The sequence below is a fragment of the Pseudomonas sp. RW407 genome (assembly GCF_003176655.1).
GTDB lineage: Bacteria > Pseudomonadota > Gammaproteobacteria > Pseudomonadales > Pseudomonadaceae > Pseudomonas > Pseudomonas delhiensis.
The window spans coordinates 1,415,888-1,429,795 of the sequence record NZ_QGSL01000106.1; the positions used below are offsets into that span (position 1 = coordinate 1,415,888).

At 66.0% G+C, this 13,908-nt stretch carries 16 protein-coding genes and 1 pseudogene; 10 read left to right on the plus strand and 7 right to left on the minus strand.

Features of this window, described 5'->3' with window-relative positions:
* Positions 1-153: 153 nt before the first annotated feature.
* Positions 154-459: pseudogene (locus DK254_RS35070) on the plus strand (cold shock domain-containing protein membrane protein); the annotation flags it as partial.
* Positions 460-519: 60 nt separating this feature from the next.
* Positions 520-750: a cold-shock protein gene (locus tag DK254_RS33865; protein ID WP_134163507.1), complete on the plus strand. Its 231-nt coding sequence runs from the start codon at positions 520-522 to the stop codon at positions 748-750.
* A gap of 864 nt (positions 751-1,614) precedes the next feature.
* On the opposite strand, the gene DK254_RS23115 is transcribed toward DK254_RS33865, so the two are convergent.
* Positions 1,615-1,821 (minus strand): SlyX family protein, encoded by a 207-nt coding sequence (locus DK254_RS23115; RefSeq protein WP_089394044.1) that lies wholly within the window; start codon positions 1,819-1,821, stop codon positions 1,615-1,617.
* A 5-nt stretch (positions 1,822-1,826) separates the two neighbouring features.
* Complete coding sequence (locus DK254_RS23120) at positions 1,827-2,249, minus strand: HIT domain-containing protein (RefSeq protein ID WP_109935644.1); 423 nt, start codon at positions 2,247-2,249, stop codon at positions 1,827-1,829.
* 706 nt (positions 2,250-2,955) lie between these two features.
* Between DK254_RS23120 and DK254_RS23125 the strand changes: the two genes are divergently transcribed.
* The 3 genes from DK254_RS23125 to DK254_RS23135 all read left to right on the plus strand — a co-directional run bounded on the left by DK254_RS23125 (position 2,956) and on the right by DK254_RS23135 (position 7,124).
* Positions 2,956-4,278 (plus strand): OprD family porin, encoded by a 1,323-nt coding sequence (locus DK254_RS23125; RefSeq protein ID WP_109935645.1) that lies wholly within the window; start codon positions 2,956-2,958, stop codon positions 4,276-4,278.
* A gap of 171 nt (positions 4,279-4,449) precedes the next feature.
* Complete coding sequence (locus tag DK254_RS23130) at positions 4,450-6,165, plus strand: proline--tRNA ligase (RefSeq protein ID WP_109935646.1); 1,716 nt, start codon at positions 4,450-4,452, stop codon at positions 6,163-6,165.
* A gap of 8 nt (positions 6,166-6,173) precedes the next feature.
* On the plus strand, positions 6,174-7,124 hold the full coding sequence (locus DK254_RS23135; RefSeq protein WP_109935647.1) for a hypothetical protein: 951 nt from the start codon (positions 6,174-6,176) through the stop codon (positions 7,122-7,124).
* A 34-nt stretch (positions 7,125-7,158) separates the two neighbouring features.
* Here DK254_RS23135 and DK254_RS23140 read toward each other — a convergent pair whose 3' ends face one another.
* Together DK254_RS23140 and DK254_RS23145 are read right to left on the minus strand one after the other, a co-directional pair.
* Positions 7,159-7,434, minus strand: coding sequence for an acylphosphatase (locus DK254_RS23140; protein WP_109935648.1), 276 nt, complete (start codon positions 7,432-7,434; stop codon positions 7,159-7,161).
* A complete protein-coding gene (locus tag DK254_RS23145; RefSeq protein ID WP_109935649.1) occupies positions 7,434-7,904 on the minus strand; it encodes a TlpA disulfide reductase family protein in 471 nt (156 codons plus the stop codon). The genes DK254_RS23140 and DK254_RS23145 overlap by 1 nt, the downstream gene beginning before the upstream one ends.
* Positions 7,905-7,934: 30 nt before the next feature.
* Between DK254_RS23145 and DK254_RS23150 the strand changes: the two genes are divergently transcribed.
* Both DK254_RS23150 and DK254_RS23155 read left to right on the plus strand, forming a co-directional pair.
* Entirely contained in the window at positions 7,935-9,347 is a 1,413-nt protein-coding gene (locus DK254_RS23150) for a PilZ domain-containing protein (protein ID WP_109935650.1), read from the plus strand.
* A gap of 178 nt (positions 9,348-9,525) precedes the next feature.
* Positions 9,526-9,924 carry a hypothetical protein gene (locus tag DK254_RS23155; protein WP_109935651.1) on the plus strand — a complete coding sequence of 133 codons (399 nt, stop codon included), beginning with the start codon at positions 9,526-9,528 and terminating at the stop codon, positions 9,922-9,924.
* A 3-nt stretch (positions 9,925-9,927) separates the two neighbouring features.
* Here the strand turns inward: DK254_RS23155 and DK254_RS23160 are convergent, their stop codons facing one another.
* Together DK254_RS23160 and DK254_RS23165 are read right to left on the minus strand one after the other, a co-directional pair.
* Positions 9,928-10,125 carry a hypothetical protein gene (locus DK254_RS23160; RefSeq protein ID WP_109935833.1) on the minus strand — a complete coding sequence of 66 codons (198 nt, stop codon included), beginning with the start codon at positions 10,123-10,125 and terminating at the stop codon, positions 9,928-9,930.
* Positions 10,126-10,283: 158 nt separating this feature from the next.
* Positions 10,284-11,513 (minus strand): YihY family inner membrane protein, encoded by a 1,230-nt coding sequence (locus DK254_RS23165; protein WP_109935652.1) that lies wholly within the window; start codon positions 11,511-11,513, stop codon positions 10,284-10,286.
* 113 nt (positions 11,514-11,626) lie between these two features.
* Here DK254_RS23165 and arsC point away from each other — a divergent pair, with 113 nt between their 5' ends.
* The 3 genes from arsC to DK254_RS23180 are packed head-to-tail and all read left to right on the plus strand — an operon-like array spanning position 11,627 to position 12,993.
* Positions 11,627-11,980 (plus strand): arsenate reductase (glutaredoxin), encoded by a 354-nt coding sequence (gene arsC, locus DK254_RS23170; protein WP_109935653.1) that lies wholly within the window; start codon positions 11,627-11,629, stop codon positions 11,978-11,980.
* Positions 11,977-12,573, plus strand: coding sequence for an NAD(P)H:quinone oxidoreductase (gene wrbA, locus DK254_RS23175; RefSeq protein ID WP_009616906.1), 597 nt, complete (start codon positions 11,977-11,979; stop codon positions 12,571-12,573). Before arsC ends, wrbA begins: the two co-directional genes overlap by 4 nt.
* The gene (locus DK254_RS23180; protein WP_109935654.1) at positions 12,574-12,993 is read left to right on the plus strand and encodes a DUF2069 domain-containing protein; all 420 of its coding nucleotides are present in this window, start codon (positions 12,574-12,576) and stop codon (positions 12,991-12,993) included. It begins immediately after the preceding gene.
* 135 nt (positions 12,994-13,128) lie between these two features.
* Here the strand turns inward: DK254_RS23180 and hda are convergent, their stop codons facing one another.
* Positions 13,129-13,836, minus strand: a complete 708-nt coding sequence (gene hda / locus DK254_RS23185; protein ID WP_009616904.1) for a DnaA regulatory inactivator Hda — start codon at positions 13,834-13,836, stop codon at positions 13,129-13,131.
* Positions 13,837-13,908 lie beyond the last annotated feature (72 nt).

The window sequence follows — 13,908 nt, forward strand, 5'->3', positions numbered from 1 at the left end:
TGATTTGAGAAGGTTACCGGTTTGCTGTTAAATACCGCCCGTGCGTACCGCGCATAGGCTGCCGGCCTCTTTCAGGTCATCTTCATCGCTGCGAACCAGACCGCCCGACCGGCTGCTTCTCTTTACGCTTACCGCTCAAGGTGAATCCATAACATGCTGAAAATCGTCCACCTGCTGACGGGCGTTGCCGCCCTCGTGTTGTCCTTCGCGCCTTCGCTGCGCGCCGATGCCATCCCCTACCTGCAAAATGCCGATGCCGTCTACCTGGCCCTGCTCGGCCTGACCGCCCTGCTGCTCACCCCCGCCAGCCAGCGGGTACAACAGCTGCAGAGCCTGGTATCGGCGCTGATCGCCCTGGCCGTGGTCCTGCAGATCCTCATCCTGCTGGCCCCGCTGCCCTCCATCGGCGACCAGCCCGCCATCGTCCTGCCCCTGCTGATCCTCGCCATCGCCGTGGTCCTGCAACTCGCCGGCCGGCTGCAGAAGCGCCCCAGCGCGAGCGCAGAGCCCGAAGCCCCGATCAGCGACGAGAACCGCGAGACCGGCACCGTGAAGTGGTTCAACACCTCCAAGGGCTTCGGCTTCATCTCCCGCGACACCGGCGAGGACATCTTCGTGCACTTCCGCGCCATCCGCGGCGAAGGTCACCGCATCCTCATCGAGGGCCAGCGCGTGGAGTTCTCCGTGGTGCAACGCGACAAGGGCCTGCAGGCGGAGGACGTGATCGCCGCCCTGCCCGGCCGCCGCTGACGGGCAAGCAGAAACGCGGAAGCCCGTTGATGGGTGTAATGCTGCTTGCTTAAAACAGGATGCCGTTTCTTCTTATGGGGAAACGGCATTTTCATGTGGGGTGGGGTCATGGTTCTGCTCGCAGGGCCTTCGCCCCTTGTCCCGACCTCATGCTCCGCCCCCTCGTCATTCCCGCGAATGCGGAAACCCAAGGATGTCGGGCTTGGGTGTAACGCGCCGCTCCGAGTGCTCGGATGTCTCTCGTTTCGCCCCCTCGGGCGAGTCACTTTTGTCAGTCGCCACACCTGAGCGCCGGTTTCGCTCGGCCTTCTGAAGGGGCGTTCCGGTGCGCGCGGATGTTTCGCTGGAAACCCGTAGGGCGCATAACGCCTACGGCGTTATCCGCCAAATCGCGGACAAAGTCCGCTCCTACAGGTTGCCGGGAAGCACGATATTTCTCCCCCGTAGGAGCGGACCTTGTCCGCGATAGCCGGAGGTCCCGGCGCGGTTCGCGGATGAGATCCGCTCCTACGCTGCCCCACCGACACCATTCCCATGTAGGAGCGGGCCCTGCCCGCGAATCGCGCGCAGGGCGCGCTCCTACAGGTGGGACAGCGGTGGCGGGGTAGGACTTTGTCCGCGATTGGACTCCCCGGCCACGCCGGACACCCCGGTGGCACGGATGGCGGCGGATAACCGCGAACGGTTATTCGCCCGGACTTGCCGGCTGACGCTGCGTTATCCGCTTGCCCGGGACAGCCCCCTCTCCCGCTTGCGGGAGAGGGTTGGGGAGAGGGAGCGGGCTCAACCCCAAAACCCACTCCCACCGGCAGACACCAGACACAACACCCCACATAAACGGCATTACGCCACCCACGACCACCATCAATAGTGCGGCGGCGGCGCCTCGTCCTCGGCGATACCGACCTGCCCCTGCAGGTCGTCCAGGCGCTTGAGCAGCGCCTGCATCTGCAGACGCAAGCGCTCGATCAGGCGCTCCTGCTCGTAGACCACGTCGCTCAGCGTCTGCAGGGCATCGTCCTGGAACGCCAGGCGACTCTCCAGATCGGTCACCCGCTCTTCAAGGTTCATGGCATTCACTCCTCGAAACGAAAGCCGTCGCCCAGCGCCATGCGCAGCTTGCCGCGCACTGCCAGCAGTTCCTCGGCGGTGTAGGGGCGCGCCGAGTGCCGGCCCCAGACGGGGCCCGGCCAGGCCGCGTCGTCCCGGCGCCGCACGATCACGTGCATGTGCAGCTGGCTGACCACGTTGCCGAGGTTGGCGACGTTCATCTTGTCGGCCTTGAAGGTGTCCTTGAGCACTTCCGCCAGGTGGGTGGCCTCGCGCCACAGCTCCTGCTGCTCGTCCGGCGCCAGCTGGAAGATCTCGCTGACATCGGCGCGGCGCGGCACGAGGATGAACCAGGGGTACTGCGCATCGTTCATCAGCAGCAGGCGGCTCAGGGGAAAGTCGCCCAGCGCGATGGTGTCCTGCTGCAGGCGGGAATCCAAGACGAACATCTGACTTCTCCTGTTCGACCAGTCTTTGAAGGGAAGCTTAGCCCCCTCGGGGGCGCTGGGCGCGCAGGATACTAGAGGCAGGCGCGGAACGGCAGCCACGGCGCAGTTGCGCGGCACCCTATTCGTGCACTGCGCCAAATCGGGGCACTTTCCGACAACAGGGAAGCAGAGGCATCTGCTGTCTACTGAAAGGAACCTGGCAGGAAAACCCCGGCTTCTCGAACGAACCTGCAACCCCGGACAAGCGCCGGGCGTGTAGGAGAAGTCGCAAATATTTCCGCAACATCTTGAAATCCGCGCGCCAACGGCATACACCGTGCAGCATCCGGAGCGATGGCGAAACCTTCGCGGAGCCGAAACGGCTTTTGAGCACGGATGTTGCTAGATGCTCGCCACCGGGAAGAACAACAAAAGCGCGGATCGCAATTGAACAAAAAACAACCAGAAGATACGCGACACCACCAAGGGGAAATAAAACAAGCGAGCGTCAAGTCGTCGCATAACCAGATTCTCAAGATGAGACCTACTTGGAAGCGACACTTGTCATACATGTTTGCGACAGTGCCATAAAGAAACCGTTTGAAGTTTCCGGCAACTATCGCCAAGACAACACGCGTGCTATAAGTTAGCGCCGACAAGAAGAACGAGCCGTCACCGCGGCACATAAGTGATGGCAGATAATTTCAAAACCAAAGGAGCAATCACGATGAAAGTGATGAAGTGGAGCGCCATTGCCCTGGCGATTTCTGCAGCCACCTCGCAACTGGCCATGGCCGAAGCCTTCGTCAGCGATCAAGCGGAGTCCAAAGGCTTTGTCGAAGACAGCAGCCTGAACTTCCTGGTCCGCAACTACTACTTCAACCGCAACAAGAAAGATGGCGCCGCTGACGCCCGCGACTGGACCCAAGGTTTCTGGGCCAACTACAACTCCGGCTTCACCCAAGGTACTGTCGGTTTCGGCGTTGACGCCTTCGGCTACCTGGGCCTGAAACTGGACGGCGGCAGCGGTTATGGCGCCACCGGCAACCTGCCGGTCCACGACGACGGCGACAAGGCCGACGACTATGGCAAGGCAGGCGCAGCCGTCAAGGTTCGCGTTTCCAAGACCGAGCTGAAATTCGGCGACATGCAGCCCACCGCCCCGGTATTCGCCGTCGGTGGCACCCGCCTGCTGCCGCAGACCGCTACCGGCTTCAGCCTGATGAGCAGCGAAATCGCAGGTCTGGACGTCGAGGCGGGTCACTACTACTCCGGTACCGGCCAGACCACCACCAACCGCGATGGTGACATCTGGGCCACCTACGCCGGCGTTGATGCCAGCTCCGCCGACTTCGTTGGCGGCAAGTACGCCTTCAACGACAACTTCAGCGCGTCGCTGTATGGCGCCAAGCTGGAAGACATCTGGAAGCAGTACTACGTCAACCTGAACTACACCCTGCCGATCGCCGACTCCCAATCCCTGGGCTTCGACTTCAACTACTACAACACCAAGGATGAAGGCAGCGCGAAAGCTGGCGACATCAGCAACAACACCTTCTCCCTGGCCGCCGCCTACACCCTGAGCGCCCACACCTTCACCCTGGCCTTCCAGAAAGTGAACGGCAACACTCCGTTCGACTACATCGGTATCGGTGACAACAACGAAGCGGCGGACTCGATCTTCCTCGCCAACTCCGTTCAGTACTCCGACTTCAACGGCCCGGGCGAAAAATCCTGGCAGGCTCGTTACGACCTGAACATGGCCGAGTACGGCGTACCCGGCCTGACCTTCATGGCTCGTTACATCAACGGTAAGGACATCGACGGCACCAAGATCGATCCGACCAGCGCCTACGCTGCCTACGGCTACGGTGAAGACGGCAAGCACCACGAAACCAACGTGGAAGCCAAGTACGTGATCCAGAACGGCCCGGCCAAGGACCTGTCCTTCCGCATCCGCCAAGCCTGGCACCGCGCCAACGCCGACCAGGCCGAAGGCGATATCGACGAGTTCCGCCTGATCGTCGACTACCCGCTGTCCGTTCTGTAACCGGAACGACCGCAGGTCAAGAAAAGCCCGGCCCCGCGCCGGGCTTTTCCTTTTCCGCGCCACCGTCCCGCCCGGTATCCGGCTCCGCCAGCCGCGCCCTGTACGGCGCTGGGCACGCACCGTACAATGCCCCGTCCCTTTCTTTTCCTCGCTATCGAATAACGGCCAACCATGCGTACCAGTCAGTACCTGCTGTCCACCCTGAAAGAAACCCCTGCCGATGCCGTGGTGATCAGCCACCAGCTGCTGCTGCGCGCCGGCATGATCCGCAAGCTGGCCTCGGGTCTGTACACCTGGCTGCCGATGGGCCTGCGGGTGCTGCGCAAGGCCGAGACCATCGTCCGCGAGGAAATGAACGCCGCCGGCGCCCTGGAAGTGCTGATGCCGGCCGTGCAGCCCGCCGAGCTGTGGCAGGAGTCCGGCCGCTGGCAGCAGTACGGCCCCGAGCTGCTGCGCCTGAAGGACCGCCATGACCGCGAGTTCTGCGTCGGCCCGACCCACGAAGAAGTGATCACCGACCTGGCGCGCAACGAACTGTCCAGCTACAAGCAGTTGCCGATCAACTTCTACCAGATCCAGACCAAGTTCCGTGACGAGATCCGTCCGCGCTTCGGCCTGATGCGCGGCCGCGAGTTCATCATGAAGGACGCCTACTCCTTCCACATGAACCAGGAATCGCTGCAGCAGACCTACGACGGCATGTACGCGGCCTACTGCAAGATATTCACCCGCCTGGGCCTGGATTTCCGCCCCGTGCAGGCCGACAACGGCTCCATCGGCGGCAGCGGCTCCCACGAATTCCACGTGCTGGCCAACTCCGGCGAGGACGACATCGTCTTCAGCGACAGCTCCGACTACGCCGCCAACATCGAGAAGGCCGAGGCCATCCCGCGTGAAACCGTGCGCGGCGCCGCCACCGAGGAACTGCGCCTGGTCGACACCCCGGACACCAAGACCATCGCCGACCTGGTGGAGAAGTTCGGCCTGGCCATCGAGAAGACCATCAAGACCCTGGTGGTGCGTGGCGCCGAGGAAGGCAAGCTGGTCGCCCTGGTGGTCCGTGGCGACCACGAGCTGAACGAGATCAAGGCCGCCAACCAGCCCCTGGTCGCCAGCCCCCTGCAGATGGCCAGCGAAGCCGAGATCAAGGCCGCCATCGGCGCCGCCCCCGGCTCCCTCGGCCCGCTGAACCTGCCGCTGCCCTGCATCGTCGACCGCTCGGTGGCCCTGATGAGCGACTTCGCCATCGGCGCCAACCTCGACGACAAGCACTACTTCGGCGTGAACTGGGAACGCGACCTGCCGCTGCCGGAAGTCGCCGACCTGCGCAACGTCGTCGCCGGCGATCCCAGCCCCGACGGCAAGGGCACCCTGGTGATCCGCCGCGGCATCGAGGTCGGCCACATCTTCCAGCTCGGCACCAAGTACAGCGAGGCGATGGGCCTGTCCGTGCTCAGCGAGCAGGGCAAGCCGGTCACCCTGATCATGGGCTGCTACGGCATCGGCGTATCCCGCGTGGTCGCCGCGGCTATCGAGCAGAACAACGACGAGCGCGGCATCCTCTGGCCGGCCGCCCTGGCGCCCTTCCAGGTCGCCATCGTGCCGCTGAAGTACGAGACCGAAAGCGTGCGCGCGGCCACCGACAAGCTCTATGCCGAGCTGACCGCCGCCGGCTACGAGGTGCTGCTGGACGACCGCGACAAGAAGACCAGCCCCGGCGTGAAGTTCGCCGACATGGAGCTGATCGGCATCCCGCACCGCATCGTGGTCAGCGACCGCGGCCTGGGCGAAGGCACCCTGGAGTACAAGGGCCGTCGCGACAGCGAGTCGCAGAACGTCGCCGTGGCCGATGTCATGGACTTCCTCAAGGCGAAGATCGGCAACTGAGCAGCGCGATGTCCCGAAGCACCACCCTCAAGGTTGCCGCCCTGTGCGGCAGCCTTGCATTGAGCGGCTGCGCCAACCAGATGTCGCAGCGCAGCGAGCACGAGGAGCGCGTCGAGCGCAAGCTGCTCGACCACAGCCTGCAGATCGACGTCGGCGAGCCCGGCGTCCTGCAGCTGCCGCAGCGCCGCGTGCGCGTGCAGGAGCAGAAGACCTTCGAGGTCACCACCTTCGAGGTCACCCGCCGCTACGATCGCTACACGCCCTACCAGGGCTGGCGCGAATTCTACGAAGTGCCGCTGGGCGCGGTGACCTTCGTCGCCGGCATCGGCGCCAACGTGGTCAACGTGTTCGCCCTGGGCAACCTGCCGGAAAGCGTCACCCGCGGCTGGATCGGCTACGGCATCGACGGCATGAACCCGTTCATGAACGTGCAGTCCAACGGCCGCGCCGAGCAGAACCTGGCCAGCATCGACGAGCAGCGGCGCAACAGGCACACCGAGTACTCCAGCCTGCCCTGGGCCGAGCGTCCGGTGCAGGTGAGCGTGGGCAAGGAAACCCAGGAACTGCTGACCGACCGCCACGGCATCCTGCGCCTGAACCTGCTGGACAGCCCCTTCAGCGACGACGCCGTGTATCGCGCCGGGCGCCTGCAACTGAGCGTACGCGATGCCCAGGACAGTGCCCATGCCGAAGCCGGCCTGCTGGTCAGCCCGACGCTGCGGGGCAAGCTGCACGAAGCCCACGCGCTGATCTACGACGACCTGGAAGGCGAAGACGTGCAGCACTGGGTGCACCGCGTCAAGCGCCTGTCCGACCTCGGCCTGGAAGAGGAAGCCAGCGAGTTGGAACAGAGCCTGATCGAGCTGACGCGCAACGATCCGGAGCTGCAGAAGGAATTCCTCCAGCACCTGCTGAGCGACGCCGGCCGCCTGGCTGCGGACCCCGGCGCCAACAACTGAGCCCGCGCCGGCGCATCGGGCGCCGGCGCCGGGTTCAACGCCGGACGATGAAGCCGGTGATGCCCTGGGCCGGCATGTCCTGCAACGCCACGTCCGTCACCTGGGCCTTCTCCGGCCCCTGGTGCAGCCACTCGCGCAGCGCGTGGACGGCACTCTCCTCCCCCTCGATCAGCACCTCGACCCGCCCATCGGGCAGGTTGCGCACCCAGCCGTCGATGCCCAGCCGGTCGGCCTGCTCCTGGGTGCCCTGGCGGTAATAGACACCCTGCACGTACCCACTGACAAAGCCATGCATGCAGATTCTCGCCATCAGCGTTTCTCCTCCTGCAGGGCCAGTAGGCGCGCCTGTACGCCGCTGGCCGTCTGTTCGCCCAGCATGCGCTCGCGCACCTGGCCCTTGGCGTCGACTATGTAGGTCACCGGCAGCGCCTCGCTGTGCGGCAACTTGAAGCGCGGCGCCGGGTCGTCGGCCAGCACCGTGTAGCGGATGCCCAGGTCCTGCGCGGCCTTGCTCAGCTCGGCGTCACGCAGGCCATCGTAGTTGACGCCCAGCACCCGCACGCCCTTGTCCCGATTGTCCTCCGCCAGGCGATTGAGCTCGGGCACTTCCTTGCGGCAGGGCACGCACCAGTCGGCCCAGTAATTGATGACTAGCCACTGGCCATCTAGGCTTGCTGTGGGTACCTTCTTTCCATACTGATCGACGCCGTAATCCGCCGAGCAGCCGGCCAGGATCAGGCCGGCCAACAGTCCACTGACAAAACGGAGCCGTACTCCCATGCCTTCAGTCCTCGTGTATGCGGGGTGGTCATGATGCTCTCAGCCCTGCGCCTGGAAGTGCCGGACATCCTGGAAGACAACGGCGACGCAGCGAGCAACCTGGCGGCAGGACTGGCGCAAGCCCGGCGGCTGCCCTTGCACGAAGGTCTGCAGCACTGCCTGGGCGTCCTCTTCCGGCTCAACCGTTGCGCACTGACCTTACTGGAAAGGCAGCGCGCGCTGCAAAGCCTCGCCGAAGAATATCGCCACTACACCCGGCTGATCCGCGCCGAGAAGGCGCCCCCGGCGCTCTTCGTGCACCTGTGCGGCGAACTGGCCGCCGGCTTCAAGCGCCTGCTGCTGCAGATACTCAACGGCCACAAGCCCTCGCGCCCGCACCTGGCCTGGTGCCTGTACATGGCCGAGCACTTCCTCGCCCAGGCCCTGCTGCGCCACTACCAGCAGTACCAGCAGCCGCCGGGCTCGCTGTGGCGCGACAGCCACCTGCTGTACTGGATAGGCGAGTACCAGCAGTGCCTCGACGAACCCATCGCCGCCGCCTTCGAACCCACCCCGGCCGGCACCCTGCGGGGCCTGTACCAGCAGTCCCTGCTGCTGGCGCTGAGCAACCCCTTCCACCTCACCGAGGGCGAGGCGCCACACCTGTTCAGCGCCCTCGCCCCGCTGGCCGGCCTGGCCCGGCTGCAGGACTGGGACGACGAGGAAGAGGAACAGGACGGCTACCTGGTGGACCTGGGCGACGATCGCCCCTGCCTGGGCTTCGACCAGAAGCCCGCGGCACCGGCCGAACAACTGCGCCGCCTGGAACTGGGCGCGCTGCTGATCGCCCTGCACGACCCGGCCCCCCTGCGCCCGGCGGCAGAGAACCAGTTGCTGGAGCGGGTCCGGCCCCACTGGCTGGGCCACCAGCCGCGCCGCCATACCCGCGCCGAGAAGCAGGCGAGCTGCCAGGTGGTGATCGGCCTGACGGCCATCCAGGCCCACCTGCTAGCTGGCGCCGCCAGCAGCTGCGAGGCGCAGATGGCCGACTGCAGCCCCGGCGGGGCCCGCATCGTCTGCCAGGGCAGCCAGGCACAGCGCCTGCCGGTCGGGCAACTGCTGCTGATCCTCGACCAGCCGGGCTCGCCGATCCTGGCGATGGTGCGCTGGCGCCACCTCAACGGCGACGGCCTGCACCTGGGCCTGCGCTTCCTCAAGGGCCTGCCACGGCCGGCGTGGCTGCGCCGCACGCCTGACGCACAACGTCACCCGGCGGTCCTGCAGAGCACCCCCGAACCGGGCAACGGCTGGTACCACGGCATCTGGCTGCCCCAGGGGCAATTCGTCGAGGGCGAGAACCTCTGGCTGCAGTTGGCCAGTTTCGACAACCAGACCATCCTCCCGCTGCCCACGGCCAACCTGACCACGCCGCTGGTCAGCCGGCATCCGCTGCGGCTGGGCTGATGTCGCCAATTGGGAACCAGATCACAGCCAGGATCGGCAACATGCACGTTTTGCCGGCTTGACGCTTCCTATAATGCCGAGGCTTGCGGAACTTTACTTTCCGCATGTCCTACACGCCCTGTCGAAGAACATGCTGGCGCAATGTACGCCGGCCGATGCCCATTCATGGAATAGACCGATGCAGCCCACGGATCAGATCGTCAGCCGGGTGCCCGAACACATCGTGGCCAATGCCAGGCCCCTCGGCATGGGGAACGGCGGCCGGGCTTGCGACTACAACGTCGCCGCCTGGCTGCAGGTGCCGGGCATGGCCCAGCTGCCGGTGACGCTGCTGGCCTGCTACGGCGACGGCGAGCGGCAGCACGAGGTGGTGATCGACCACGGCACCCTCAATGCCAGCGGACGCATACTGCTGTCGGGCATCGCGCGGCTAACGTACCGGTACAGGATCGACAACCTGCAGATCAGGCTGCGTTCGGCGGTGGGACTCTCGCGCCTGACGGTGGAAGAACTCTTCGTCCAGGCGGTGGAACAGATCGCCAGCGACCAGCGGATCAACGCCGGCCAGCTGTCGTAGCTTTCAGCCCAGCTGACGGGCGGGTTCACCAACGGGCTCGGCACTGCCGGCGGCCTGCTCCTCGAGCGCGGCATGGACGCTGGGCAGCAGGGACTCCGGCCAGCTGCTGAACTGCAGACCGGTGATTCTATTCAGCCGCTCCAGGGCGCTCTGCGGGTCGCGCTGGTGCAGGTGTACGACTTTGTTCAGGTCTTTGTTCATGAAGATGCGGGCCTTCTCGGAACTTCTGGGGAACACCACTGTCCTGAACCGGCTATAGCCAGAAGCGTGCCAAACTTTCGAGGCCCGCGATTCCACGCATTTCCATCCCCGTCCCGCCGCTACCGGCATTCCGTTTCGCCGCAAACTGACCTTTTACGTCACCTGGAATGTGACGGACTCAACCATTCTGCGAGGCTGCCGCCGAACAGCGCCTCGCGCTCCGCCTGATAGCGCTGCAAGGCCTCGCGGAGCGGCGGGTACCAGTCGTCCGGCAGGCTGTCCGGCAGCGTTTCCAGGCAGGGCAGCGGCCAGGGGCAGCGGTTGAGCAGGCGATGCAGGCTGTAGCTGCCCAGGTCGCGGCAGAGCACCCAGGTATCGTCGCTGCCGCCCGAGCGGCAGACCATCTGCTCGCGCTCGAGGAAGGCCAGCATCTCCTCCCATTCGTCCTCCGGCAGCATCCAGCCAGCCCGGTGCAGGTGCGCCAGGCGCGTCGCCTCGCCCTGCCGCTGGCGCTCGTAGAACACCCGCAGCACGCCCAGCAGCACCAGCAGCCGCGGCAATGCCCTGCGCCGCCACAGGCGCGTCGAGGACAGGTTGCAGACCAGCTCGGCGCCGAACAGCACGATCAGCCAGGACAGGTAGATCCACAGCAGGAACAGCGGCACCGTGGCGAAAGCGCCATAGATCAGCTTGTAGCCGGGGAACAGGCCGACGTAGAGGCCGAACAGCGACTTGGCCGCCTCGAACAGGAAAGCCGTCAGGGCGCCGCCGGCCAGGGCATGGCGTGGCGGCACGCGGGCGTTGGGCACCGCGGCGTAGATCAGGGTGAAGGCCGCCACGCTGAACAGCAGCGGCATGAACTTCAGCAGCATGCCGGCGCCGGGCAGCGCATGGGGCCCGGACAGCAGCGACAGCGAAGTGACGTAAGTGGAAACCGCGAAGCCGGCGCCCAGCAGCAGCGGCCCCAGGCTGAGGATCGCCCAGTACAGCAGGAAGCGCGTCACCCCGCGGCGCGGCTTGCGTACCCGCCAGATTTCATTGAACACGCGCTCGATGGTCACCAGCATGCTGAACGCGGTGACCGCCAGGAAAGCCACCCCCAGCCAGGTCAGGTGGCGCGCCTGGACGATGAAGGCGCGCAGGTAGGTCTCCACCGCCTCGCCGGTGGACGGCACGAAGTTGTGGAAGATGAACAGCTGGATGCGCTCGCCCATGCCTTCGAAGGCGGGAATTGCCGAGACGATGGCGAAGGTCACGGTCATCATCGGCACCACGGCGAACAGCGTGGTGTAGGTCAGCGCGGCGGCGTGGCTGCTGACGCGGTCGGCGCGGAAACGCTGGAGGAGATAACGCCAGAACTCGATCAGGTTCTGCAGGCGCGGGTGCATGCTGTGTCCTTAAGTCGCGGGGCCGCCGGCCCGGCCGAACGCCGATGGTTCAGCCAACCCTCGGGAGGCGGTTAGAATAGCCGCCACTTTAACGGCCCAGCGAGCCCATGGATATGAGCCAACTGACACTTTTCCACAACCCGCGCTGCTCCAAGTCCCGTGGCGCCCTCGAACTGCTCGAGGCGCGCGGCCTGGCCCCGACCATCGTGCGCTACCTGGAGACGCCGCCCAGCGCTGCCGAACTCCAGGCGCTGCTCGGCAAGCTGGGCATAGGCGCGCGCCAGCTGCTGCGTACCGGCGAAGAGGAATACAAGACCCTGGGCCTGGACGACCCGCAGCTCAGCGACGCCCAGCTGATCGAGGCCATGGCCGCCCATCCGAAGCTGATCGAACGGCCCATCCTGGTGGCCGGCGACAAGGCGGTGATCGGCCGGCCGCCGGAGAAGGTGCTGGAGATCCTGCCTTGAGCGCGCCCTACATCCTGGTGCTCTACTACAGCCGCCATGGCGCCACCGCCGAGATGGCCCGGCAGATCGCCCGGGGCATCGAACAGGGTGGCCTGGAGGCGCGCCTGCGCACGGTGCCGGCGGTGTCCACCGAGTGCGAGGCGGTGGCCCCGGACCTGCCCGAGGAAGGCGCGCTCTACGCCACCCTGGACGACCTCAAGGACTGCGCCGGCCTGGCCATGGGCAGCCCGACGCGCTTCGGCAACATGGCCGCGCCGCTGAAGTACTTCCTCGACGGCACCAGCAGCCTGTGGCTGACCGGCGCCCTGGTGGGCAAGCCGGCGGCGGTGTTCACCTCCACCGCCAGCCTGCACGGCGGCCAGGAGACCACCCAGCTGTCCATGCTGCTGCCGCTGCTGCACCACGGCATGCTGGTCACCGGCATCCCCTACAGCGAACCGGCCCTGCTGGAGACCCGCGGCGGCGGCACGCCCTATGGCGCCAGCCACTTCGCCGGCGCCGACGGCAAGCGCGCCCTGGACGAACACGAGATCACCCTGTGCCGCGCGCTGGGCAAGCGCCTGGCCGAGGTCGCCGGCAAACTGGAGCGCTGAATGGCCCGCAAGAAGAAACCCCTGCCCTCCCTCGAGCACCTGCGCCCGCGCCTGGCCGCGAGCCGCGCGGTGAGCCTGGGCAGCCTGCTGGCGCTGGTCCTGCTGATCCTCATCTGGGGCCTGCTGTTCACCGACGCCCACGGCGCCCCGGACTGGGTGCCGAAGGTGTGGACCGCGCTGAAGCTGCTGCCGCTGCTGATCATCGCCCCGGGCATGCTGCTCGGTAGCGCCCGCGGCCACGCCTGGGCCTGCTACGTGGTGAACCTGTACTTCATCACCGGGGTGCTCAACACCTTCGAACCGGGCCAGCGCATCTACGGCTGGGCCGAGGTGCTGCTCAGCGTCAGCCTGTTCTGCGCTGCGCTGCTCTACACCCGCTGGCGCTTCCAGTACGAGCGCAAGCTGGCCGGGGAGGATTAGAGCGGCGGCAGGCTATAGGCGGCAGGCGGCAGGCGGCAGGCAAGAGCGAAGAGCCGGCAGAATGTCGCTCCTACACAGAGGCCCCCGGCCATGTGCTCTTCGCCTGCAGCCTATAGCCTGCCGCCTGCAGCCGCGCTACCAACCCAGCGTTTCCTTGAGGAAGGGAATGGTCAGCTTGCGCTGCGCCTGCAGCGAGGCCTTGTCCAGCTCGTCCAGCAGGTCGAAGAGGAATTCCATGCTGCGTGCGCCGCGGGTGAGGATGAAGCGCCCGACTTCGTCGGTCAGGTGCAGGCCGCGGCGCGAGGCGCGCAGTTGCAGGGCGCGGAGTTTTTCCTCGTCGGTCAGCGGGTGCAGCTGGAAGATCAGCGAGAGGGTCAACCGCGACTTCAGGTCCGGCAGCTTGACCGGCAGCTCGCGCGGCGGCATCGAGGCCGCCAGCAGCAGGCGGCGGCCGGCGTCGCGCAGGCGGTTGAACAGGTGGAACAGCGCCTCTTCCCACTCCGGCAGGCCGGCCAGGGCCTCGATGTCGTCGAGGCAGACCAGCTCCAGCTGTTCGAGGTCGTCGAAGATCGCCGGGCCGTACTGCACCAGTTCGGCCATGGGCAGGTACACCGAGGTCTCGCCGTACTGCTCGAAGCGCAGGCAGGCCGCCTGCAGCAGGTGGCTGCGCCCCACGCCCTCGACGCCCCACAGGTAGATGAGGCTTTCCGCCCAGCCGGCGTCGCAGTCGCACAGCCGCTCGACATACCCCAGCGCCGCGGCATTGGTGCCGGGGTAGAAGTTGGCGAAGGTGGCATCGTCGCGTAGGCGGATGCCCAGGGGGAGCTGCATAGGTTGTTTCATGTGCCGGGCGGGGCTTTTCTTCGAAAACGCTTACAGTGAAGCCGTACGGATCAAAAGTGTAACCAAATCATC

Excerpts from the sequence above, each read along its gene's own strand:
- DK254_RS23115 (WP_089394044.1), bottom strand. The coding sequence starts at position 1,821 with ATGAACCTTGAAGAGCGGGTGACCGATCTGGAGAGTCGCCTGGCGTTC.
- DK254_RS23180 (WP_109935654.1), top strand. The coding sequence starts at position 12,574 with ATGGCCCGCAAGAAGAAACCCCTGCCCTCCCTCGAGCACCTGCGCCCG.
- DK254_RS23135 (WP_109935647.1), top strand. The coding sequence starts at position 6,174 with ATGTCCCGAAGCACCACCCTCAAGGTTGCCGCCCTGTGCGGCAGCCTT.
- DK254_RS23130 (WP_109935646.1), top strand. The coding sequence starts at position 4,450 with ATGCGTACCAGTCAGTACCTGCTGTCCACCCTGAAAGAAACCCCTGCC.
- DK254_RS23140 (WP_109935648.1), bottom strand. The coding sequence starts at position 7,434 with ATGGCGAGAATCTGCATGCATGGCTTTGTCAGTGGGTACGTGCAGGGT.
- DK254_RS23160 (WP_109935833.1), bottom strand. The coding sequence starts at position 10,125 with ATGAACAAAGACCTGAACAAAGTCGTACACCTGCACCAGCGCGACCCG.
- DK254_RS23155 (WP_109935651.1), top strand. The coding sequence starts at position 9,526 with ATGCAGCCCACGGATCAGATCGTCAGCCGGGTGCCCGAACACATCGTG.
- DK254_RS23150 (WP_109935650.1), top strand. The coding sequence starts at position 7,935 with ATGATGCTCTCAGCCCTGCGCCTGGAAGTGCCGGACATCCTGGAAGAC.
- DK254_RS23120 (WP_109935644.1), bottom strand. The coding sequence starts at position 2,249 with ATGTTCGTCTTGGATTCCCGCCTGCAGCAGGACACCATCGCGCTGGGC.
- DK254_RS23125 (WP_109935645.1), top strand. The coding sequence starts at position 2,956 with ATGAAAGTGATGAAGTGGAGCGCCATTGCCCTGGCGATTTCTGCAGCC.
- hda (WP_009616904.1), bottom strand. The coding sequence starts at position 13,836 with ATGAAACAACCTATGCAGCTCCCCCTGGGCATCCGCCTACGCGACGAT.
- DK254_RS23165 (WP_109935652.1), bottom strand. The coding sequence starts at position 11,513 with ATGCACCCGCGCCTGCAGAACCTGATCGAGTTCTGGCGTTATCTCCTC.
- DK254_RS23145 (WP_109935649.1), bottom strand. The coding sequence starts at position 7,904 with ATGGGAGTACGGCTCCGTTTTGTCAGTGGACTGTTGGCCGGCCTGATC.
- arsC (WP_109935653.1), top strand. The coding sequence starts at position 11,627 with ATGAGCCAACTGACACTTTTCCACAACCCGCGCTGCTCCAAGTCCCGT.